This window comes from Elusimicrobiota bacterium (assembly GCA_041658405.1).
Taxonomy (GTDB): Bacteria; Elusimicrobiota; UBA5214; order JBBAAG01; family JBBAAG01; genus JBBAAG01.
Window position 1 is genome coordinate 1 of sequence record JBBAAG010000046.1, and the last position, 24343, is coordinate 24343.

Annotated in this window: 23 protein-coding genes; 21 read left to right on the forward strand and 2 right to left on the reverse strand. The window is 42.3% G+C overall.

The features are described 5' to 3' along the window. The 17 genes from WC955_08515 to WC955_08595 all read left to right on the forward strand — a co-directional run. The coding region (locus tag WC955_08515) for a hypothetical protein (GenBank protein MFA5859096.1) at positions 1–837 on the forward strand (837 nt) is incomplete at its 5' end. A 235-nt stretch (positions 838–1072) separates the two neighbouring features. Beyond that, positions 1073–2665, forward strand: a complete 1593-nt coding sequence (locus tag WC955_08520; GenBank protein MFA5859097.1) for an N-acetylmuramoyl-L-alanine amidase — start codon at positions 1073–1075, stop codon at positions 2663–2665. Then, entirely contained in the window at positions 2646–3494 is an 849-nt protein-coding gene (murI, locus tag WC955_08525; GenBank protein ID MFA5859098.1) for a glutamate racemase, read from the forward strand. The genes WC955_08520 and murI overlap by 20 nt, the downstream gene beginning before the upstream one ends. A gap of 20 nt (positions 3495–3514) precedes the next feature. Continuing rightward, positions 3515–3892: a 6-carboxytetrahydropterin synthase QueD gene (gene queD / locus WC955_08530; protein ID MFA5859099.1), complete on the forward strand. Its 378-nt coding sequence runs from the start codon at positions 3515–3517 to the stop codon at positions 3890–3892. Positions 3893–3896: 4 nt separating this feature from the next. Then, positions 3897–4550 (forward strand): 7-cyano-7-deazaguanine synthase QueC, encoded by a 654-nt coding sequence (gene queC, locus WC955_08535; GenBank protein MFA5859100.1) that lies wholly within the window; start codon positions 3897–3899, stop codon positions 4548–4550. A 25-nt stretch (positions 4551–4575) separates the two neighbouring features. Next, on the forward strand, positions 4576–4977 hold the full coding sequence (locus WC955_08540) for a YbgC/FadM family acyl-CoA thioesterase (protein ID MFA5859101.1): 402 nt from the start codon (positions 4576–4578) through the stop codon (positions 4975–4977). Then, the gene (locus WC955_08545) at positions 4955–5689 is read left to right on the forward strand and encodes a 7-carboxy-7-deazaguanine synthase QueE (protein MFA5859102.1); all 735 of its coding nucleotides are present in this window, start codon (positions 4955–4957) and stop codon (positions 5687–5689) included. The genes WC955_08540 and WC955_08545 overlap by 23 nt, the downstream gene beginning before the upstream one ends. Next, complete coding sequence (locus tag WC955_08550) at positions 5674–6228, forward strand: nucleoside-triphosphatase (protein ID MFA5859103.1); 555 nt, start codon at positions 5674–5676, stop codon at positions 6226–6228. The genes WC955_08545 and WC955_08550 overlap by 16 nt, the downstream gene beginning before the upstream one ends. A gap of 51 nt (positions 6229–6279) precedes the next feature. Continuing rightward, entirely contained in the window at positions 6280–6714 is a 435-nt protein-coding gene (queF, locus tag WC955_08555; protein MFA5859104.1) for a preQ(1) synthase, read from the forward strand. A 25-nt stretch (positions 6715–6739) separates the two neighbouring features. Continuing rightward, entirely contained in the window at positions 6740–7915 is a 1176-nt protein-coding gene (locus tag WC955_08560) for a DUF819 family protein (protein MFA5859105.1), read from the forward strand. After that, the gene (locus WC955_08565; protein MFA5859106.1) at positions 7912–10167 is read left to right on the forward strand and encodes a beta-N-acetylglucosaminidase domain-containing protein; all 2256 of its coding nucleotides are present in this window, start codon (positions 7912–7914) and stop codon (positions 10165–10167) included. The genes WC955_08560 and WC955_08565 overlap by 4 nt, the downstream gene beginning before the upstream one ends. A gap of 59 nt (positions 10168–10226) precedes the next feature. Continuing rightward, positions 10227–11024 (forward strand): NAD(+)/NADH kinase, encoded by a 798-nt coding sequence (locus tag WC955_08570; GenBank protein ID MFA5859107.1) that lies wholly within the window; start codon positions 10227–10229, stop codon positions 11022–11024. A gap of 39 nt (positions 11025–11063) precedes the next feature. Beyond that, positions 11064–12773, forward strand: coding sequence for a DNA repair protein RecN (gene recN / locus WC955_08575; GenBank protein MFA5859108.1), 1710 nt, complete (start codon positions 11064–11066; stop codon positions 12771–12773). Between the two features lie 29 nt (positions 12774–12802). Continuing rightward, positions 12803–15943 (forward strand): glycoside hydrolase family 38 C-terminal domain-containing protein, encoded by a 3141-nt coding sequence (locus WC955_08580; GenBank protein ID MFA5859109.1) that lies wholly within the window; start codon positions 12803–12805, stop codon positions 15941–15943. 52 nt (positions 15944–15995) lie between these two features. Beyond that, a complete protein-coding gene (locus WC955_08585) occupies positions 15996–16787 on the forward strand; it encodes a formylglycine-generating enzyme family protein (GenBank protein MFA5859110.1) in 792 nt (263 codons plus the stop codon). A gap of 147 nt (positions 16788–16934) precedes the next feature. Next, positions 16935–17579 carry a hypothetical protein gene (locus WC955_08590; protein MFA5859111.1) on the forward strand — a complete coding sequence of 215 codons (645 nt, stop codon included), beginning with the start codon at positions 16935–16937 and terminating at the stop codon, positions 17577–17579. 83 nt (positions 17580–17662) lie between these two features. Continuing rightward, complete coding sequence (locus tag WC955_08595) at positions 17663–18028, forward strand: hypothetical protein (protein MFA5859112.1); 366 nt, start codon at positions 17663–17665, stop codon at positions 18026–18028. Positions 18029–18038: 10 nt separating this feature from the next. Here WC955_08595 and WC955_08600 read toward each other — a convergent pair whose 3' ends face one another. Beyond that, positions 18039–19238, reverse strand: coding sequence for a nucleoside transporter C-terminal domain-containing protein (locus WC955_08600; protein ID MFA5859113.1), 1200 nt, complete (start codon positions 19236–19238; stop codon positions 18039–18041). 166 nt (positions 19239–19404) lie between these two features. Here WC955_08600 and WC955_08605 point away from each other — a divergent pair, with 166 nt between their 5' ends. The 3 genes from WC955_08605 to WC955_08615 are packed head-to-tail and all read left to right on the forward strand — an operon-like array spanning position 19405 to position 22477. Continuing rightward, entirely contained in the window at positions 19405–19983 is a 579-nt protein-coding gene (locus WC955_08605) for a DUF116 domain-containing protein (protein ID MFA5859114.1), read from the forward strand. Between the two features lie 17 nt (positions 19984–20000). Next, on the forward strand, positions 20001–21161 hold the full coding sequence (locus WC955_08610) for a radical SAM protein (GenBank protein ID MFA5859115.1): 1161 nt from the start codon (positions 20001–20003) through the stop codon (positions 21159–21161). Positions 21162–21166: 5 nt separating this feature from the next. Continuing rightward, positions 21167–22477 carry a radical SAM protein gene (locus WC955_08615; protein ID MFA5859116.1) on the forward strand — a complete coding sequence of 437 codons (1311 nt, stop codon included), beginning with the start codon at positions 21167–21169 and terminating at the stop codon, positions 22475–22477. Between the two features lie 25 nt (positions 22478–22502). On the opposite strand, the gene WC955_08620 is transcribed toward WC955_08615, so the two are convergent. Further along, a complete protein-coding gene (locus WC955_08620; GenBank protein ID MFA5859117.1) occupies positions 22503–23276 on the reverse strand; it encodes a hypothetical protein in 774 nt (257 codons plus the stop codon). Positions 23277–23352: 76 nt separating this feature from the next. On the opposite strand from WC955_08620, the gene WC955_08625 reads away from it, so the two are divergent. After that, positions 23353–24343, forward strand: a 991-nt coding sequence (locus WC955_08625) for a Sua5/YciO/YrdC/YwlC family protein (GenBank protein ID MFA5859118.1), incomplete at its 3' end; no start/stop codon positions are given.

Genomic DNA, 24343 nt, shown 5'->3' on the forward strand with positions numbered 1-24343 from the left:
AACGCAGCGTTTGGCGAGTTCTCGTCATTAAACTTACCGTTTGATTGTGCTGTAAAAACCGGTACTTCAAAAAATTTTCGGGACAACTGGACCGTAGGATATACTCCGCGGTACACCGTTGCTGTATGGGTTGGTAACTTTGATGGTAAACCGATGTATAGCGTATCCGGTGTTTCCGGTGCGGGCCCTGTATTTCGCGATGTTATGTTAGCATTAGAAATACGGAACCCGGAACTGGAATTTGTAAAGCCGGGAAAGGTGGTACATAAAAACGTGTGTTCAATTTCCGGGAAACTGGCAAATCTGTATTGTAAACACAGTATAGAAGAAGTGTTTGTTAAATATACCGTTCCTAAACAGGTATGTGATATTCACCGGTTGTACCGGATTGATAAACGGAACGGTTTGATTGCTGGTGATGATTGTCCCGCGGAGTGTGTGGAAGAAAAGGTGTATGAAGTATATCCTATACCGTACTACGACTGGGTAAATAATTCGGGGTTGGAACTTCCTCCGGTAAAAGTGTCTGAGTTAACGATAAATAATAAAAATGGAAGGATACGGTATGATATTGAATCTCCTCTGGACGGGGATATATACAAAATAGATCCTGTCTTACGAAGGGAGTATCAGGTTATTAAGTTTAAACCTGTTATCGATGAATCCGTAGTATCAATACGCTGGATGGTGGATAATCAATCGTATCCCGCGGAACAATACCCGTTTACGTTATCCTGGAAATTGGCAGAGGGGAAACATAAAATATGGTTCGATGCGGTACGGAATAACGGGCAGTTGGTACAAAGCAACAATGTTAATATAATAGTTGTTAACTAAATAGATTTGTATTCCGTCGTGACCAATTCCTGTTTTGACTTACCACACACATTTAGTAGAATATTCTCACATTCGCAATCAAAATATTGGCTAAATTTACGGCTACTCATCCTATTTTCAATGAGAATATGAATTACTGATTTATAGCTCACTATTTTATATAATACACTTTATGTTTATAAGAAAGTTTGTGCACAGAATACAAATATTATGTTCTGTGGTTATACTGTTTTTTGTGTTAACCACATTATACCCAGTGGTCTGCGCGGGGAAAGAAAAAACGCCTCAGGCAAGTATTGTCCATGTCCTACTTGCTACAGGGGATACGGTTACACTAAGGAATATTACGAAGGATGGGAAAAAATATGTTTCCATCGAAAACGTGGCGTCTATCTACAAAAGTAAAGTTCACTGGTATCCTGTCTCCGGGAAGGTTATTCTTACTATTAACAAAGCAAAACTTGAATTTATCGCCGGGCGGTCTGACCTGCGGATCGGGGATAACCGCGTAAAGCTTACTTCCAAAATACTGTTTTATAAAAGTAATATCTGGGTACCGCTTGAGTTGTTGGATAACAAGTATTGGAAACAATTAACTAATTCGTCAATCATAGGTAAGGATACAGGTAAAACTTTAGTTCCGGAAGAAAAGTTTGATATCTACGACCCCAGGATATATTCAACATCGGACCGGACAAAATGCGTGTTTGAACTCGGGAAGGAGTTGGAGTACCAGGTTATTGTATCCACAATACCGGGGGTATACTCATTCCATGCAAAAAAAGCTAAGGCTGAAGGCGGGACTCATAAGGTTGTTACTTCAGATAATATTATTAAGTCATTAAGAGTATTACAACAAAAAGACGGTGCGGTGTACCAGATTGGTTTCCAAAGCGCGACAGTAACGGAATTACAGACAGTGAATGACGATACCGGGCGGAAGCTTTTACTTGAATTTATCAGAATACCCGCCGGCCCTGTGCAGGTAGTAATTCCGAGCCAAACTCAGGATATTATTAATAACACTATGGCACAGGCACAGCAGGGGTTAGGGAAAGAAAGCGCGGCAGTAGCTCAACCCAAAGAACCTGTGATACAGGCATCTATAGCATTACCTCAAAAACGTGTAGTCCGCAAAATTATGATCGATCCCGGGCATGGGGGTAAGGATTGCGGTGCGATCGGGCCAAAAGGTGTTTTTGAGAAGGATTTGGTGTTAGACTACTCAAAGGAGCTCGCTAAAATATTGAAGGATGAGTATAAGTACGAAGTGATCCTTACCCGCACAACTGATGAGTTTATACCGTTATCCGTCCGTACGGAGATGGCAAACACGGAGAAAGCGGATATCTTCATCAGTGTGCACTGTAACGCGTCATACTCAAGGATGGATAACGGGTTTGAAGTGTACTTCTTATCGGAGAACGCGAGTGATGCCGCAGCGGAAGCTGTTGCAAAACTTGAAAACGCAGTGGTGCAGCTCGAAGATCCGGGTTCATTAAAGAAGTTTGAAGTTGATAAAATACTGTGTTCTCTGGAAACAAATGTGTATATGAACCAGTCAAGCGAACTATCCGGGATTATGAAACGCGAAGTTGATAACCTTAGTTGGCTGGTACGGAATAACGGTGTGAAACAGGCAAGTTTTTTTGTCCTCCGCGGGACACGTATGCCGGCGGTACTTCTTGAAGCTGCATATCTTTCAAACCCGGCGGAGGAACGTAAACTTACTGAACGCAGGATGAAGACCAATATGGTAGACGCCTGGGCACGCGCAGTGGTAACCTACGAGAAAAGGATGAGTGAAAATGGTAACCTCAAAAAGTGATAGTAGATTAAGTTCAGAGAGTTTTGCATATCAACCGGTTGGCGTGTTTGATTCCGGTGTTGGCGGGTTGACCGTAGTAAAAGAACTTATCCGTCAAGTACCCAGGGAAAATGTTATTTACGTTGGGGATACTGCGCATGTGCCGTATGGTACAAAATCAGCGGTAAAAGTAACGGAGTTGTCATTGGCAATCACGCGGTTTCTTGTGAAGCAGCATATAAAACTTCTTGTGGTTGCCTGTAATACAGCATCCGCGCTTGCGCTTGAAGCGCTACAAAAAAAGTATCCTTTACTAAAAATTGTTGGGGTGATAACTCCTGGTGCTGGTGAAGCTGTCCGCCATACGCATAACTTGCGAGTGGGAGTTATAGGTACCGCCGGGACGATAAACAGCGGGGCATACAAAAAACATATTAACCGCCTGAATAAAGCTATTAAAGTATACTCCTATCCATGCCCGTTATTTGTTCCACTTGCGGAGGAAGGATGGGGAAATACAGAAGTTGCGTACTTAACCGCAGAGGAGTACCTAAAACCTGTTAAAAGTAAAGATGTGGATGTTCTGGTCTTAGGATGTACTCATTACCCATTATTAAAACCTACCCTCGCGAAAGTTATGGGTGCAAAAGTTAAACTTGTAGATTCCGCATCAGCGACTGCCGCTGCGGTTAAAACAATCCTTACGGTAAAAGGTTTACTCGCTCCGGGTAAACATAAGGGATGGCAAAGGTTTTATGTTACGGATGACCCGGGTAAGTTTAACCTCCTGGGTAGCAGGTTTTTGAAGCGTATAATCAGAAGTACAAAACTTGTGGATATTGGGCAATAGAGGAGGGGGAGTTTATTTATATGTACGAAATTTATGTGGAGTCAACCTTTTCATCAGCGCATAAGTTAAAAAATTATAAAGGTAAATGCGAGAACCTTCATGGGCATAATTATCGTGTGCAAGTATATCTCCGCGGGAGTATGCTCGATAAGGCAGGGTTGGGGGTTGATTTCCAGGACTTAAAAACAAAATTGAATACAGTATTAAATACGCTTGATCACAGGTATCTCAATAACACTCCGGGGTTTAGGAAAAAAAATCCTTCAGCAGAAAATATTGCGGAGCATATTTTTCAGAAGTTAAAGAATAAAGTTATGTATAACGGGTATAAGTTACACAGGATTGCCGTATGGGAAGGCGAGAAAACTGCGGTAACATATTTTGGGGAGCAGGAGTAAGCGTATGCCTGCAGTCGTACTGTTATCCGGAGGGTTGGATTCCGCAACAACGTTGTACTACGCGCTTAATCGCGGGTATCGATGTCACTGTTTGATATTTAACTACGCGCAACGGCATAACCGCGAAATCCGTAGTGCCGTACGGATCGCTGCTTCCACGAAATGTAAATACACTGTTATTAACCTCAAATTTCCGTGGAGTAAAAGCGTATTAACTGATAAAACAAGCGGGATTCCTCACCGTGAACTTAAAGATATATATGAATCATCGGTTGTACCCCCTACATACGTCCCTGCGAGGAATACCGTGTTTTTGTCTTATGCTGCGGGGTTAGCGGAATCTATTGGTGCGGATACTGTTTTTATTGGCGCGAATGCTGTGGATTATTCCGGATATCCTGACTGCCGGCCGGAATATATACGCTCTATGCAGAAAGCATTGAGGTTGGGGACAACTAACCCCAGGATCGTTATTGCTGTACCGTTAATCACAAAAAGTAAGGTTCAGATTGTTAAACTCGCACTAAAACTTAATGTACCGTTGAAACATACGTGGAGTTGTTATACCGGCGGGCGTCATCCCTGCGGGAAGTGTGATTCATGTAAGTTACGGGAGAAAGGTTTTTCCGCTGCCGGGGTGGTAGATCCGGTAAAGTAAATTATTTTATCTGGAGGGAATAGATATGTCATCAAGTATGTATGAGTTACGTGTGTACTACGAAGATACCGATTGCGGGCAAGTGGTGTATTACTCAAACTACTTGCGATTTTTTGAACGTTCCCGCACGGAGTTTATGCGTGAACGCGGGGTGGATATCAAAGATATGATGGCGCGGGATGTACATTTTGTGGTTACCCGTATAGAAGTTGATTTTAAAGCGCCGGCAATGTACGGTGATGTTTTGCAGATAGAAACTTCTATAACTGAAGGGACAAAAGTAAGGTTTGAGTTTAGTTATATTATTCGTGAAAAAATATCGCAGCGCGTGTTGGTAACCGGGAAGACAGTGATTGCGTGTATTACCGACAATAGTAAGCCTCAGAGGATACCACAGGACGTCTATGCCAAATTATTCAAGGAGTAGTAAATCAATTCCCTGTGGTAAGGTTGCTGAAACGTTTTTCAGTATCCAGGGTGAAGGTATATTTTTGGGTACGCCACAGGTGTTTATCCGGATGTACGGGTGTAATATCCGATGCAGTTATTGCGATACTATGTATGCAACCACTGGCGGGAAGTATAGGGTGATGAGTGTCGCTGCAGTTGTGCATGAAGCTATAAAACTTGATATTAACCGATGCGGATGGGTAACCTTTACCGGCGGTGAGCCGTTACTCCAGAAGGTGTACACTCGCGCTGCTGCGGAAATGTTGAGAAACAAAGGGTATCGTGTAATGCTTGAAACTAATGGTACGTTGTATAATGAGTTAAAAAGTAGTATCAGTGTGTATGACCATGTTTCAATGGATATAAAATTACCGTCGCAATGCGGGTTGTCGTTATGGGAACAACACAATAAGTTTTTGAGTATCGCAAAGAAAAAGGCGGGGGTAAAGGTTGTGGTTGATCCCTCAACACCGGTTGGGGAGTTTATTACTGCACTAAAACTTGTAGGGAAGTATAAACCTGCTTTTGGTATAGTCTTGCAATTGCGTAGTGACAGGAAAACAGGTTTACCGGTGTGTGATGTATTGAACCCAGGAATTATGAACTTGTTTTCATTGACACAAAAGTATTGTAAAGGCGTTGAAGTACGTGTGCTAACACAGAATCATAAGGTATGGAAGATAAAATAGACGATAGGAAACTCACAAAAAATTTGTTTATCACTGGCACGCCGGGGGTTGGGAAGACGATGTTACTCCGTGAAGTGTGTTTACCCTATATGCCTAGGTTAGGCGGGTTTTATACTGAAACCGTGATGGACGGTAATACACGTGAAGGGTTTATCCTAAAAACTCTTTGCGGGAAATATAATGGTATCCTCGCAAAAAAGGGGATGAAGGCAAAGCATAAACTTAATAAGTACGGGATTGACCTTACTGTACTGGATAATATCGGCGTAATTGCGGTAGATAATGCGGTTGCCACGCGTGATCTTGTTGTGATCGACGAAATTGGTACGATAGAAATATTATCCCCTAGGTTTTGTGAATGTGTTGCCCGTGCGCTTGCGAGTAAGAAAAAGGTGTTAGCAACTATAAGGATGAACGCGCAACCGTTTTCCGACGAAATTAAGCGTATGTATGATTCTGAGGTAGTAGAGGTTACACGTCAAAATTATTTGGAAGTAAAAAAGTATGTTAAGGAGTGGTTAGGGAAAGTGTTAACCTGAAAAATTAGGATAAAATACTTGAAAATATGTTGAAAGGGGTTGGTAGGAAATATGGTGTATGATAACAGAAAACCTGGTAAAATTGAGGTTAAAGCTCAGCGCGCGGTTGGGAAAACGTTTACTCCTGAGATAGTAGACAGTAGTATATTGGAAACATTCCCGTATGAATACCCGCATCGCGGGGTGGATGTTGTGCATATGACAAACGAGTTTACTTGTGTATGCCCGTTTTCGGGGTTACCCGATTTCGCGGAACTCATTATCGCGTATGTACCAAATAAAAAATGTATTGAACTAAAATCGTTGAAGTATTACCTATACTCCTACCGCCAGGTGAAGATTTTTAATGAGCATGTGGTTAATAAAATACTGGATGATCTCGTGAATGTATCCAAACCGCGGAAAATGACGGTTACCGGTAAGTTCACCACCCGCGGGGGTATATCCACAACGGTTTCGGCGGAGTATAACGGTAAGAAAAAGTAGGGAGTGAAGGTGGGGATAAAAGTTAATGATGATAACTAATCCAATTGGTATTCTGACAGTTCTGGTGGTAGCACTTGGTGGAATTTACTGGGTGTCAGGCTTTAAAAAACTGGAGAAATTCTTTGATATATTTCCGCCGATAATATGGTGTTACTTCATCCCGATGATATTGAGTACTGCAGGGATACTGCCTTCTGATACGCCGTTGTATAAGTCAATGAAAGAAGTTCTTCTCCCGGCAGCGCTTGTATTGTTGTTATTAAGTACCGACCTTCCCGGTATTGTGAGGCTGGGTTTTATCGCGTTGTCCATGATGTTTATCGGTACGTTTGGGATTATACTAGGCGCGTCAGTATCGACATTGATATTTAAACCATGGCTTCCTGCGGATGCGTGGATGGGTATCGGTGCATTATCCGGCAGTTGGATCGGTGGGAGTGCGAATATGATCGCTATAAAAGAAGCACTGGGTACGCCAGCTAATATTTTTACTCCGATGGTAGTAGTGGATACCGTAGTGGGTTATAGCTGGATGGGGATAATGATCGCATTATCAGTGCATCAGGATAAGTTTGATAGATGGAACCATTCCACCCGTGGAGCGATTGATGATATCGCTAAACGGTTACTGGTAGCTCAGACTCAGGGCCAAAAACAGGCACGTACGGCGGATCTGTCAATAATGCTGGCGTTGGCGTTTGGGTTAGGATTTTTATCCGTTGAACTTGGGCGGTTATTGCCGGATATAAAAGGTATTGCGAATTATTTTACCTGGGCGATAGTATTAGCGACAACGTTTGGGTTATTGTTGTCCTACACAAAAGTATCAAAACTGGAAACAGTTGGCGCGTCAAAGTTTGGGTATCTCATGCTATACCTTATGCTCGCGTCAGTTGGCGCACAGGGGGATCTTAAGGCTGTAATTCAGGCACCGGTGTTTATTTTACTGGGAATAGTATGGGTGATGGTGCATATTGGATGTTTATTCATAGGTGCACGGGTGTTAAAAGCGCCAATGTTTTTCGCTGCAACTGCAAGTATGGCAAATATAGGGGGTACGGTTACCTCGCCGATTATTGCGGCAATATACCAACCCGGCCTTGCACCGGTAGGGTTGTTACTGGCGGTACTGGGACAAATTATGGGGACGTATCTCGGGATCGTGGTGGCGTATATCGCGAAATGGATTTTGTCATTGTGAAAAAAACCGTAGTACTGTTGTTAATACTTGCCATTGTATTTGTTGTAGTTAAAATTTATGCGTATTATCCGTTGTATAACGGCAAGATAATTCCTACCCCGCAAAAAGTGGAGTATATGAATGAGTTTATTGTGTTAGCTAGTTCCGCTTCCTTTACAAGAATGGTGAAGATAATCGTAGGTACTGATGCTATGCCGCAAATGAACTCTGTGGCTGGCAGTTTGCAGTCGCATATATACATACTTACTGGTTCGACCCCGGCGGTGGTGAACGATATGGTGAAATTACAGGAACATAGCGTGTATATATCCGTTGGAACTATTAGTGATAATAAATACAATAAGGAGTATAACAATAATAAGTTTATTACGCAAAATTATCCGGGTGAACAAGGATATATTATCCGTTGTGTTAAAGAAGGCAGTAAGGATGTTGTGTATTGTATAGGATACGACGCTATAGGGGCATTCTATGCCGTACAATCGTTACTACAATTGATGTATGTAAAAGACGGGAAGTTATGTCTCCGTAAATGTGTGGTTGACGACTGGCCGGTATATAAACTCCGGGGGGTGAGCGACTGGGCATTGACGAAAGATTCTCTCGACTGGATGGGTGCGTATAAACTGAACATGTTCTTCTTTGCCTACGCTCCGGTTAAATGGGACAATATTGATGAGGATATGAAAAAAGCGTATACCGACGCATATGAAATGGTGAAACAAAAGCCGGTGATTGAACTTGGACAAATGGTTAATCCTTACGATTTACGAAAATACCGGACAGGGGAAAAAATACGGGCTTCTGACCCTAAAGATATTGAGAAACTGGTAAAAACGTTTACTTATGGTATTAACGCCGGGGTTAAACATTTGATGCTCTGTGCTGACGATTTGGTGACAATGAAAGAACGTGAGTATATTTTGGATAACGACGAGGATATTCAAAAGTATGGCACTCTGGAGGTTGCGCAAACTGTTCTTGTTAATACAGTATACCAATCACTGAAAGCTTATCAAAAAAGTGAAATGCCAAAGCTATCCATTGAAATGTATTTTTGCCCGCCGTATTACAGTCTTGGGCATGTGGACAAATTTATGCGTTCACCCGAAGTTGGGATTAAGTATATGAACTATATAGGTAAAAATATTGACCCGGACGTAACGTTTGTATGGACAGGCCCAAAAGTAACGTCTAAAGTGGTAAGTGATGATGACGTAGAAAAGTATAAACTATATACCCTCGGGCATAAAGCAATGCTGTGGGATAATACTAGTGATGATATTTTTACTCCGTGGACAACAAAAATATCAACACAGGTTGTGGAGATGAATCCCCGGCACGGGTTTTATTATAATGCGTTTATCAACCGGGTGGTTGACAGGTTTACTATACTAATGGTCGCAGATTATCTTTGGAACCCTAAAGCTTACAACCCAGAGAAATCGCTGGTACACGCGGTTGCGACGTACGCAGAGCAGGATGCTATGCCTGCACTTTCATCCTTCCGTGAGGTGTACTACAAACTTGATGATATGAAGGTCAACTTGTCCGAATACGCTGATCCTAAGAAAGTGTTTACGGATACCGAATCAGAACTTGATAAAGCTATGGATACTGTATCAAAACAAGTGGTGAATAATAGTGTAGCGCCGGACCTAAAACGCAGGTTTTATGGTAAACAAAAAGTTTTTCTCAGATTGTTCAACGAAAAAAAGGTTGTGGTGTGCGATACTACAAAAAATGTTGAGCTTAGGTTATTTTCGAATGTAGGGAAAGGTAAGCGTACGTATGAAACCAAGGTTGTTATCAGCGTGGACAGTACCAACCTGCGGTTGACTTTTAATTGTGAGACGACAACGTATCAACCTATTGAAAAAGTAGCAACTATCCGCGATGCGGGTGTATATTTAGATGATTCAATAGAACTTTTTATTGATCCGAATAAAGACTATAAAAATTATTATCAATACGCATTCAATTTTACCGGTACGAAGTTTGACGGAAAAGAGAGAGTTTCCAATTGGGATGGGACGTGGGATGTAAAGACATCGACATATACGGGGTATTGGACTGCAGGCATGGTAATACCATTGACAGAGTTGGGGATTACCGATGGCGTACAAGGTAAAACTATAGGGTTAAATATTGTGCGTAACAATCCCGCAGAGTGGCGGTCTGTTGAGTGGTCACCTATGAAACCTTACAGCAGCCACACACCATCGTTGTTTGGCGAAGTTAGGTTTGAATAACACAATTTATTTTTTAGTATAATTATTAATTATTATATTTGATTAGGAGAAATACGATAATGATTATCGGTATAATTGCAAACATGAAGAAACAGCAGATCCGCGCGTTTATCCCGGAACTTCTTACGTGGATGAAAGCTAATAGATGTAGGTACGTTTTGCCGTATACATCCGGTACTAATAAACGTATTGATATTGCGTTAACCCTCGGTGGGGACGGGATGGTACTAAAAACCGCGAGGATGCTCGCCGGAAAAAATATTCCTATCTTGCCGGTACACATGGGAACTCTTGGTTTTCTTGCGTCTGTGAAGAAAACCCAGGTATTTGATGTTTTGGGGGATGTGCTAAAAAAGAAAATTAGTGTAACCAAAATCAGTATGCTTAACGTAAAAGTTACCCGCGGAAAACGCGTGGTTAAACAGTATGTCGCGTTAAACGATGCGGTGGTGAGGGTTGGTGATGTAGCCCGGGCGGTAGTTGTGGAAGTGCGTATCGGCGGGGAAAAGTATATTAATTTTACGGGGGACGGTGTTATTATTTCGTCACCTGTAGGAAGCAGTGCGTATGCATTAGCTGCCGGCGGGCCGGTAGTATCGCCTTCAGCTAAAGTGTTGCTCCTGACACCGTTAGCTGCGCATAAACTTACCGCAAGGCCTGTAGTGGTTGAGGATGCTGAGTATATAGAGTCTATAGTGCTGGATGACGCGGGGAATACGTCATTAACAATTGACGGGCAGGAAAGTATTAAGTTACGGAATAATGATGTTGTGCGTGTAGAGAAAAGCAAAAAAACTGTTACCTTTCTTAGGTCAGTGAATACATTTTTGGAAACATTACGCAGTAAGTTCGGGTAGTTAGAAGTAGTTATTACAGAAAAGGGGTTGGGGGGAGTTATGCTGGATACGATTGTGATAAAAAACTACGCGATTATTGAGAGTATTGAAGCGCGGTTTAGCGCTGGGTTTAATGTTCTTACCGGAGAAACAGGTGCGGGGAAGTCAATTATTGTTGATGCTCTTGGTTTGGCGTTAGGTCGCCGCGCAGGAGCCGGGGTTGTACGCAAAAACGCGGATAAATGCGAGATCACCGCGGTGTTTACAATAAAATCCAACCGCGCAGTTCAGCTTTTCTGTGAATCCCGGGGGATTAGTTTTGGTGATGACGGTATGTTAGTGCTTAAACGCGATATCACAGCGGATGGGCGCAGCCGCGGGTATGTTAATTCTTCACTGGTAATACTTAATGTATTAGAGAATCTCGGGAATTTATTAGTGGATATCCATGGGCAAAATTCGCACCAAACACTATTGTATCCCGACCAGCAACGCGGTGTAGTGGATAGTTACGGTAAACTTGTGGATGAGGTTGAGAAAGTTGCTTATGTCTATAAGGAATATACAAAATTTGTTGAAGAAAAGAAGTTGTTGGATACTTCGGAGAATGAACGATTGCAAAAAATTGATCTCTATAAGTATCAGTTACAGGAGATAAGTAACGCGAATATCTTAGAAGATGAAGACCTCAGGGTGGAACAGGAATACCAGCGGCTTGCGCATGCGGAGAAACTTGCGGGGTTTATCAAGACGACAGTGGAAACACTGGATGAAAATGAAGGGACTAATGTTTTAGCGCAGATGTATGCTGTTAAACAACAGTTGGAAAGTGTTGCTAAAATTGATGAATCCGTCCGGCAGTTATTGGTAGAAGTTGAATCGTTGATCGTGAAGATTGAAGAACTTAGTTCTGGTGTGCATGACTATGCGGATAAGGTGGAGTATAATCCCGAAAAACTTGAGGACGTATCAGACCGCTGTGAATTGATTAAGAGGTTAAAGAAAAAGTATGGTTCAACAGTACCTGATATACTTGTGTATCAGCAGAAGATAACCGGTGAACTTGATAAGCTTGAACATAGCGAAGAGAATAAGGCTGAGCTCGGGGTTAAGATCAAACAAGCGTATGAGTATCTCTCAAAGACAGCGGGTATACTTTCGGATAAACGTAAATCTGTAGCGGGTAAGCTTGAAAAACAAATATTGGTGCAGTTACGCGAAGTTGGGTTGGAGAAAGCTAAGTTCGGGGTTAGTATCACAGAACGAAAAGATGTTGACGGTAATATTGTTTTTGATAGTACCGGTAAGGACGGTGTTGTGTTTACCTTTGCGCCTAATCCTGGGGAAGGGTTTAAGCCTCTGGCGGAGATCGCGTCCGGGGGTGAGCTCTCAAGGTTGATGCTGGCATTGAAGACCGTCTTTGCGAAAGCGGATAAAATCCCGACATTAATATTTGATGAGATAGACGTGGGTATTGGCGGGGATATGGCAACTGTGATCGGTGATAAGATGGCATTGCTTTCCGTATCGCATCAGGTTATTACAATCACTCATATGCCGCAGATCGCAGCGTGTGCTGCTCATCACCTTAACGTAGATAAAGTTGAGAAGTCCGGGCGGACAATAACTACTGTGCGTACAGTGGAAGGCGAGGATGTGGTACGCGAACTTGCGAGAATGCTTGGTGCGGATGAAAAACATGTCTCAGTTGCTACAGAAGCGCATGCACGGGAACTTGCTGCAAGAAGAAAAAATAAAAGAGGGAATTAGAAGGTTTTAGGGAAAGGATATAAAAATTGATGTCACAAAAAGTTAATGCCGCGTTGAGTTTGTTTATCGGGAAAATTAATAAGTTAAAACGGTACAACGAGTATAAGGTGTTGTACGGTATTCAGGAAGGGTTGGAAACTAAGAAGTATGCCGTAGTTGATTCGCCATATATTTACAGTAAACCAACCTGGAAAATTAAATGGCCGCAGGGAGAGCCTGATATGTGGCTTAAAGGTGAGGTTATATTCCCGAATACTATTGCGGGTATATCTCTTACCGGCGCAAATGCGGTATTAAAACATACTACCGCCACAGGGTCAAAAGTTTATATTAACGGCAAAAAAATGGTAGATGAAAAATGGTGGTTCTACGCTGACTTGCCTTTGATAAACGATATTGTACCGGGGACAAGTGTGGATATTTCTATACGTTACACTTCGGTTGACGGGAATAAGTTTCAGGGAATACCGACAATCTTTATTGATAAAGTAGAAACCGTGCTGCGCCGTGTGGAAACGTTTTGCCATACAGTAAACTTTATTGAGTTGTTGATTAGTAAAGGTAAAGTTAAAGATAAAAAAACGGTTGCTGTATTTAATAAAGTGTTGGAGCAAATACCGTTTGGCCTTCTTGAGAATGATGAGCCGGAAAAGTTTGTCGCAGCATTGCCGCAGTTAGAACATAAACTAAAAGTATTTGCGCCGTTAATAAAAAAGTATGCGTTTTATCTTATGGGCCATGCTCATATTGATATGAACTGGTTATGGGACTGGGAAAATACTGTGGAGACCACTATGCTTACGTTCAAGCAGGTAAGCGCGCTTGCTGCTGATTACCCGGAGTTTAAGTTTTCACAAAGCCAGGCGGTACTTTATAAAACTATTGAAGATAGGTATCCTGACCTCTTCAAACGCGTGCAAGAGCTTGTAAAACAGGGGCGTTGGGATGTTACCGCGTCAACCTGGGTGGAGAATGATATTAATATGTCATCAGGCGAGGCGTTGATACGTCAAACTTTATACGCGAAGAAGTATACCCGCGAAAAGTTCGGGGTTACTTCCCGGATTTGCTGGTGTCCCGATACATTCGGACATCCATGGAGTTATCCGCAGATACTAAAAAAATGCGGGATCGATTACTATTACTTTTGCCGGTGTGGTAAAGGGTATCCGTTATTTCGTTGGGAAGGAATCGATGGGTCAAGTGTGTTAGCGTTCAATGATGTACATGGATACAACGGCAGTGTGCAGAGCGGGTTATACCGTTCATCTGAACTATTGATTAATTCAGGAAGCCCGACAAAAGATTATCTTATCTCCTACGGTGTTGGTGACCACGGCGGGGGGCCAACCCGGCGTGACCTCATCGGTGTGGGTGAACTCCAAAACAATAAATTATTCCCGGAAGTAAAACTCAGCGGGACACACGAGTATTTTGATATTGCCAGTAAGAAGGCAGGGGCAAAAGTGCCGGTAGTGAAGAGTGAACTACAATACATTTTTGAAGGGTGTTATACTACACAAGCGAATATTAAGAAACAAAATCGTACTTGCGAGAATGCATTGGTAACAGCGGAAACTTTGGCATCACTCGCGAGGATGTACGGCTGTGCGTATCCCGCGGATGAGTTTGTTAACTGCTGGCAAGATACTTGTTTCAATCAGTTCCATGATATCCTCGATGGATCGGGGATATATGATGCGTACGAGTATTCCACAAATTTGGCGAATAATGTTCTTGCAAAAACCGGGAAAATTGCGCGTGGGGCGGAAAAGTTTGTGGTTTCACTTATTGACTTTACAAAAGTTATACCTCCGAAACGTGAAGGAAAGGACAGCGGGATTGTTCCTGTTGTAGTATTTAACCCGTTATCATTTACCCGCAGTAGCGCTGTGGAAGTAAGTGTTGCGGAAGTTGGGACTGATACCTGCAGTATTGAGGATATTAATGGGAAAATAGTGCCCAGTCAGGTCGTGGATGATAAACTGGTATTCTTGGCATCAAATGTTCCGCCGATGGGGTATAAAACATTTGTACTAAAAAAAGGGTGTGGGTGTGGTACTTCTAAAGATGCCGTTCCGGCGGATGTAATTTCAAATGTATTTGAGAATGAACAGTATAAACTCGTGTTCGACCGCGGGACGGGGAGTATCATAAGTCTATACGACAAAAAGGGGAAGAAGGAGTTGGTATTCTCAACTGACCAGGCTAATATGTTTAAGTTATACCACGAACTACCCCGGGGAATGTCTGCGTGGTACCTCGGGCGTACGGGTGGGGTTGAAAATCTGGTAAAAAACACTAAAGTTGTAAGTACTGTTAAAGGCGATGTTGCGGATGTCATTAAAACTGAAACTATATTCGGGCATTCAAAAATATGGCAAACCATATTGTTTTATAAACACAATGGAAAAATTGAATTCCGTACAAAAGTTGACTGGCAGGAACCGTGTGGCCAGGAGATCGGGATCCCGGCATTGCGTGTATCGTTCCCAATGAATATTGAATCATCTTCCGGGGTTTATGAAATACCCTTCGCTGCGGTGGAACGTCCTAGTGTGGGGCAGGAAGCGCCGGCATTACGGTGGGTGGATATATCCGATGGTAATCACGGTGTGGCGGTACTTAATGATTGTAAGTACGGGTATAACGTTCGTGGAAATAATATTGAGCTCACCTTATTACGTAACGCATACGACCCTGCGTTTGAGTCAGATAAAGGTGTGCATGAGTTTATCTATGCTCTTTACCCGCATACGGGTGACTGGCGTACGGCTAATGTTGTTAATCACGGGTATGAACTTAATAATCCGTTACGGTCAGTGGTGGTTAACCAGGAAAATGTGGCAGGTGACGATAAAAAAGGGTTACCGTTAAACAAATCGTTTGTTTCAGCGTCTGCAGGGAATGTTATTATCTCTGCTTTAAAAAAAGCGGAAGACGGGGACGGGTATATCCTTCACGCGTATGAGACTCAGGGTAATACCCATACTCCCTGTGTGTTTAAGTTCGGGGTAAAAGTACTAAGCGTTATTGAGACCAATCTTATTGAGGAAAATAGTGGTAGTATTTCGGGAAAATCTGGTAATAAACGGATTCAGGTACGCGGGAACGCGTTCACTACAACGTTTAAGAAATGGGAAATTAAATCGTTCAGGTTAATAGTATAGATAGTTTAACATGGCAACAAATTCCTCAGTAGTTGTTTATAAAAGGACAAGTATGGAAAAATGGATTAAGTTACTCCTTTGTGCGGTTGCGGTGTTATTGTTTACGCACACGAATGTGAAGTCAGGCGGGTTGCAGTTCGGGGTTACTGGCGTAGCAAAAGACGTGATTAAAACTAAATTACAAAATTCTGATCCACTAGAGTTAGGGATGGTTCAAATCCCCGCAGGGAACTTTACGATGGGTTTAACTTCAGGAAACAGTGATGAGCAACCGGCACACACTGTATATCTCGATGCGTATTACATAGACAAATACGAAGTAACGTTTGAACAATACGACAGGTTTTGTGACGCTACGGGTAGAAGTAAACCGTCGGATGATGGATGGGGGCGCGGGAGCCGGCCGGTGACAAATGTCACCTGGGAAGACGCCAATGCCTATGCCAAATGGGCAGGGAAAAGATTGCCCACTGAAGCGGAATGGGAGAAAGCCGCACGGGGGACGGATCAAAGAACGTATCCGTGGGGTGAGGGAATTGATTCTACAAAGTGTAATTACAATAATAATGTAGGAAAAACAACGGTGGTCGGTAGTTATGAAAGCGAAAAAAGTCCGTATGGATGTTATGACATGGCAGGAAATGTATGGGAATGGTGCAACGATTGGTATGGTACATATCCTAGTGGAACAGTAAACAATCCCACGGGCCCCGCTACGGGTAGTTATCGTGTGTTACGTGGCGGCTCTTGGAACTTCGACGACTACAGCTGTCGGTCTGCGAATCGTCTCATCGACTACCCGTACGGTAGGCACAACGACTTAGGGTTTCGTTGTGCGCAATAGTCTTACGAATTTTATCCCTATTTTCGCGCTTGCGCGGGACAAATAGCGCGTATAAAAGTTCCGCTGTCACATGCAGCGGGATGGGACAATAGAGCGGATGTGTCATAAGAGTTTCGTTTATAGCGACAAGGGTTGAAGAAAAAGTTTATGAAGAGAAACAAAACATTTAACATCACATTGTTAATATGTTTATTCCACCTCTTTGGATGGAGCAATAGCATTGCATTTGATTTATCACTAGGGCTCATTTATCCCGGAGTATCAATCAAGGCCGGGCTGACCAAGAATATCGCTCTGGACTATAGAATCTCAGCTGAATCGAACATATTAAATAATGGTTTACGAGGATACTGGTACTTTAATCCTGATTCCAGATGGAAACTCTTCCTGGGAGGAGAATATGACTATTTCACGTTTAATTATGATACTGTAAAAGGCGCTGGTAGTTATATCTATGGTTTTACCGGCTTGGAACTCTTTATCACCAAGAATATCAGTATTATGGGAGATATAGGGTATGGGTATGCTAACGCGAGTGATGACACTACAAAAACAACTTACCAAGACTACTACCCAGTTGCTAATCTGGGTATTAACTTGTACTTATACAAACCTCAGGAGAACAAAGAAACAGGGAATAAGGAACAAGTTGTTCAAGAACGTGTAATCGCAAAACTGCCGAAGCTTGAAGTCCGCGATGTAAAGTATGACGACAAAAATGGTAATAATGTCATTGATGCATTAGAAAATTCGAGGCTTACTTTCGTTGTAGAGAACAACACTTTGGAATAAAACTATAATATTTATATAATATCAAGTATAAAAATAATTATCGAGCGACTATGAGGTTTAGATTAAGATGAGGGGAGACTACGATGTTCGACGAAGAAACGACTGAGTTGTTGTTAAAGTTTTTGAACAAAAAAGCAGCTGCTGCGGAAAAGGAAATCGAGGAATCCGGGATGATATCAGACGACAAAGTAATGCCGTTACTGTTGAAAACACAGTTTAACCACATCGCACATCTGGATAAAGAACTTACGATGTTGCGGCAGTTGATGGACGAACGGTTTGGTTTAGTTGAAAAAAGATTTTTGTCGTTAGAACAAAAGTTTGAATACCGGTTTGAAAAGCTTGACGAAAAAATAGATAGCAAAATCGGGACACAGACCACAATCATGGTATCCGGTATGACATTGATCACCGGTATGATAGCGATCCTCGCGTTTTTCGGGAAATAACGAGTGTAGTTTATACCAGCATCCCGGCAATACACGTAGTGATAAACGTCGCGAGCGTGCCTGCGATTAGGGATTTAAACCCTAACCCCGCAATCTCGCTCCGGCGGGTGGGCGCTAACGCTGTCATCCCGCCAAGCATAATCGCGATTGAGCCAAAATTTGAGAACCCGCATAATGCGTAGGTGGCAATCACCACAGATTTTGGGGATAATACCCCGGACTTAATAAGTTCCTGTAACTGCATATAGGCAATGAATTCGTTGAATACCGTCTTTGTCCCGAGTAATTTCGCTACAGTAGACGCTTCACCCGCGGGGACGCCCATCAGAAATGCGAATGGCCAAAAGATTATGCTGAACACTTTTTCAAGTGATACACCAAGTTTTCCGAGGAGCCAGTCGAACATCCAGATAAGTGCGATAAACGCAATAATCATTGCTGCAATATTTAATGCAAGATTAAGACCCTGTGATGCGCCGTTCGCTGCGGCTTCAATAACGTTGGAGTCAGGTTTATCTTCCTTAAAATTAATGAAACCCATAGTTTCAGGCGTACCGGTCTCGGGAACCATTAGTTTTGCGATGATAACCGCTGCGGGTGCGTTCATAATCGATGCTGCAAGTAAATGCCCGGGTTCTGCGCCGAACATCGCGTAGGTTGCCATTACGCTGCTCGCGATTGTAGACATAAATGCAGTCATTATCAAGAACAGTTCTGATCTTGTCATCCCAGTCATGTATGACTTAATTGCGGTATTTGATTCAATCCCCAGGAATACCTGTAACGCTGTTGCTAACGCTTCCGCACCGGATATTTTCATGGTGTACATCATGAGTAATGCCATGTATTTTACAACAAATTGTATTACTCCGAGGTGGTACAAAATCGCGGAGAGTGAGGATACAAAAATCACTACAGGTAAGATCTTGAACGCAAATATTGCACCGATATTGAAATCATTTACAAGGTTGCCAAAGACGAACATTGCGCCTTTATCACTGAAACTAACTACTTTATCAAATACCAAGCGTACAAAATTGAATAACGCTCTCCCTGCCGGGGTGAGAAGTACAAGTATTGCGAAAGATAACTGTAACCCCAACCCCCAGAGGATTGTACGCCAGTTGAAATGTTTACGGTCTTCTGACATCATCCACGCAAGTAATATAAATATCGCCAGGCCAAAGATACTGATAACACGTGAAAACATAAAAAAATATTCTCCTTAAGATCGATTCTTTCTCAATCAATGTATATTACTAATTACCAAATATTATTATATACAAAAAAACACGTGATTTTTTGTGGTAGCAGACGTTTCATGTTTGTATTTTATAGGTTTTTATGAGATAATAACATTTTATGGTTATAAATGTATGATTAATAAAGTATTGGATAACGTGCAGAAGATTGCGGTTAATATCAGGTTAGCGCATAAGTTGAATAGTTTAATGGCGGAACTCGTTAAAGCAAACACTACAGTCGGGCTGGATGATTTTTTTAAAGCGGTTATCATAAGAAGAAATAAGGATTATGCGCGTAAGTATTCCAGGGTTGACTACAAAAACAGGGCTGTGATACTGCCTGCTTGTTTAAGTATAAAAGATAAGTGTAAGTCGTTAGTAAAGCAAAGTTATCGTATCTGCGGCAATTGCGGGGGATGTGTGGTTAATGAAATAACCATTAATGCGCAGAAGTTGGGGTACAAAGCAGTCGCTATAGCGGAAACACCGGGGTCAGCGGAACGGTTTATTAAAGAGACAACTCCCGGAGCGGTACTTCTAATTGCCTGCGCAAGGGAAGTTCAACGCTTATTCTCAGCGGAAAAATGCGCGGTGCCTATGCAGTTTATAAGGTTAAAAACTGAAAAGTGTGGTTTACCTGATTACAAAGAAAGTTCAATGGTTGACCTACAAGAAGTTATGGATATTATGGAATTTAAAGATTTAGGATAGGATGGTATAGGTTAGGTATGAACAAAAGTGAGAGTAAACAAAATCAGAAGTTTACCGGTTTTTTTCTGTGTTACTATGAAACTACCCGGCAGTGTAATCTCCAATGCCCGTATTGCATGGCTAGAGTAGACCCTGCGAAGATCGCAGGGAAAAAAGAGCTTTCCACTGACGAAATTAAACATCTTGTGATTGATGAAATATATAAGTATACACCCAACGGTGCGATTGCGTTCTCCGGTGGGGAAACATTAATGCGTCCTGACGCGATGGAGATTATTAAGTACAACGCGAAAAAAGGTTTGTGGACCTTCATCAATACTAACGGTAAGTTATTAACTGAAGAAACATTGAAGAAACTTAAGAAAATTACGGATAATCATATAATGTTTGTCCTGCCGTTTAACTCAACGGAGAATGATGTTCATGAATGGAGCCGTAATGACGATCTTAAAACCGTGGTTAATGCGGGAACTAACTGCGAAAAACTTGGGATGGAATATTTTTATCTTCTCACGATAAGCCGGAGTAATCTCGATACGTTAAGTCCTACTATGAAGTACCTTAAACTAAAACAGTTGCCGATGCTGCGTGCACCGTTTGTTCCGCGCGGGGCGGGTAATGGTCATCGGGAATTAATGTTTACACGTGAAGATATGGCGAAGATTATTCACCCGATCTTACGCGAGAATTATTTGAGTTATATCAGTTACACCCCGTTTTTTGCGAGCCCCGAAGCGATTGAGCGTAAATGGCAGGAGCTGGGGATTACTATCGGGCAGTTGGGATGCCAGGCGGGGAAAGGGTTCATCGGAATTTCTGCGGAAGGTATGGTTACCCCGTGTGTACAAATGCTGGATAACGACGCGGTTTCCTGTGGGAATGTAAGGGATTTATCGTTAAGTAAGATTATTACTGGTAACCAGTTATTGAATGACCTGCGTGACCGCAAAAAACTTGAGGGTAAATGCGGGCGGTGCCGGTACAAACATACTTGTGGCGGATGCCGTGCACTGGCGTTTTATAAAACCGGTAACATTTTCGCGGAGGATGATACCTGTCATTTTGACCCTATCGACGAAACTACAAGGTCGGAATATGAGGAAGAATCAACGCGTAATTTCGAAAAGTTTCTTGAATTCCTTAAGTATAACGAACCTTGGAATATGATATTCGGATAAAATTTATGAAAATATTATTGGTAAAACCCAGATGGTTCGTTAGTGGCGGTGTGTATCGTTATCTTGAGAAAATTAAGTTTACGCCGTTACACCTTGGTATCCTCGCAGCGTTAACCCCTGCGGAGCATGAGGTTCGAGTAGTAGACGGTGATTGGGAAGAAATACCGGACCGCCCGGAAGCTGACCTCGTGGGGATTACTACCACAACGTTTACTTCAGGACAGGTGTTCGAGATTGCTGACCGTTACCGCAGTTACGGCGCTAAGGTTGTCCTCGGAGGAGTACACCCGTGCCTTATGCCGGAAGAGTCTTTACAGCATTGCGACGCAATTGTTGTGGGTGAAGCGGAATATATATGGAAAGATGTGATATCGGATGTTCAAAACGGAACACTGAAAAAAGTGTATAGAAGCGGCCGTGTGACTGAAATGAAAGATGTTCCGTTCCCCCGGCGTGGCCTTCTCAATGAATCATCGTGGTTTGCTTGTATACAAACCTCGCGCGGGTGTCCAAATAGCTGTAGGTATTGTTACCTCCCGAGTGTTCCCTGGCATGCGCATAGGTATCGCAGTGTGGAGTCAGTGTACAACGAACTTAAAAGTATACATCAATCGGTAATCTTTTTTGTGGATGATAACATCTTCGCGGATCATGGGTATGTAAAGGAACTATGCAATGCTATTAAACCTTTACACAAACTTTGGTCAGTACAAACCCCAACGAGTGTGGCGAAGGATGAAGAAACTGTTGCCGCAATGGCAGCTGCCGGGTGTTTTAATGTGCAGATCGGGTTTCAAACCATAAACCCGGACTCTTTACAATGGGCTACTATCAAGCAAAACAAGGTCGGGGAATACAAAAATATTGTTGAAGTGTTTCATAAATATAACATTTTAGTAACCGCGTTTTTGATATTTGGGTTTGATACTGATACCAAAAACATTTTTGATGCAACCATAAAGATGGTACAGGAACTTGATATCGATGATGCTAACCTTTATATACTGACACCGTATCCCGGGACGGAACTCTATGATAAGTTTAAATCCGAAGGGCGGTTGATTGAATCAAAAGGTAAAGACCGTACTCATTACGGTTGGAACCACGCGGTATTCCAGCCAAAGAATATGACAGCTGAGGAGTTAGAGAAAGGCGTGCAGTACGCTGCGGATCAGCTTTACGGGTATTTCAAGAAAAAAGTGCCAATCGCTGTAATCAAACGTTTACCGCAATTAATCCGTAGGCCGTCATTAATCGCGACATTGTTCCGTGGCGGGTTCGGTAAGATGAAGATTACAAAAGAACTTAAGTACTGAACTGAATTATACAAGGCTTAAGGGTTTATTTAATGTCAAATCTTATATCCAAAACCAAATTGTTTTTGTAATACCCTGTATTGGATTCATTTGTCAGGTATTCAAAAACGTATTTTACTGTGAGCTTGTCACTGATCTCATAATCAATGCCTGCGATACCCGAAACAAAATGTGATACTACAGGTTTTACACTGATATTATCTATCGTGATATCACCAATAACAGTGCCGAGTTTGAGTACATATTTTTGTGAAAACCGGTACTCTGTCTGTATCCACAGGGAGTAGTTGAAATTATTGGTGGTATCAATGCTGAAGTATGGTTTTAACCATACACTGAAACGCGGAATGAAAAAGTATCGTCCGCCGGGAGAGATTAGATGGTATGAGTATCCTGAGAATGAACTCAGGCGGTATGATATGTTCAGGTAGTATGACGGGCCTTCAATGTTATACGCTAATGTCAGATAGTCAGCCCGGCTGTCCAGCGAGTTGATACCATACCCGTAATACGCTTCAAAATAGTTTCCGGGGAAGAGTAGGTACGCACCGCCGAGGCTAAGTATTTTATTTGACCATGTCTGGTGGGAGTCATAATAGATACTGCCGTAATAAGTTAGTTTTTTTTTCACGATTTCCATAAACGTATCTTCAATCACATGCGATGCCGTGTCATCAGTGTAGTTATACGAGGTTAATGACAGTATGTTACGGAAACTGTCTGCATGCAGGTATGCGTGAAACGTTAAAGTTAAAATAAACGTATAAAATATTGTGTGTAAGTATTTGTTTAGTACCATTAAATAATTATCCACCTTGCTTATCGTGGTTAATTATAGCAAATGCGGTGAAGTAAGGTATAATATGAGAAATAATATGAACAAAACTCAAATGGTTAGGGTTTTAATTACAATATCCGGCCGCGTGCAGGGCGTGGGGTTCCGTCCAACGGTATACCGTTATGCAAAACAGTGCGGGGTTACGGGTTGGGTATTGAATACAAAAGAAGGCGTGGTAGTCGAAGCTCAAGGTAAAATACGCGAACTTCGCGGGTTTATTGAACTTATTAAAGCATCTCCTCCGGTGAATGCGGTTATTAATAAGTTTGTGGTGAAACCCATACCGGTAAAACAGAGGAATAGTACCGAGTTTAGTATAAAATTTACCCGGGGGACGGGGAATACTGATATTTTTATCCCGCCGGATATATGTATCTGCGAAGATTGTATTACCGAGATGATGGATATATCTAACCGGCGGTACTTATACCCGTTTATTAACTGCACAAACTGCGGGCCAAGATATACGATAATTGAAGACGTGCCGTATGACCGCGTAAAAACTACAATGCGGGAGTTTGATATGTGTCATTCCTGCCGTAAAGAATATTCTGATCCGTCTAACCGCAGGTTTCACGCTCAACCAAACGCGTGCAAGCTTTGCGGGCCAAAGGTGTGGTTGGAGAAAAAGGGTTCACATAGAGTAATTGCGGAAGGAGTTGAGGCTGTTACCCAAACAGTGAAGTTGTTGTGTACAGGTAAAATCGTTGCTATAAAAAGTATCGGCGGATTCCATCTTGCATGTGATGCTTTAAATTACAGGGCAGTTTCAAGGTTGAGGATAAAAAAAACGCGGCCGGATAAACCTTTTGCAGTAATGATGCCCGAACTTAGTACAATAAAAAAATGGTGTGATGTATCAGCGTATGAAAAAAAACTGCTTACTTCCCCTGAACGGCCAGTAGTGGTATTGAATAAAAAACTCCGGGGTGTATTTCCTCAAAGTATTGCTCCGGGAATACATACAATTGGAGTGATGTTACCATACACGCCACTGCATTACCTTTTGTTTTATCAGGGATCAGTTC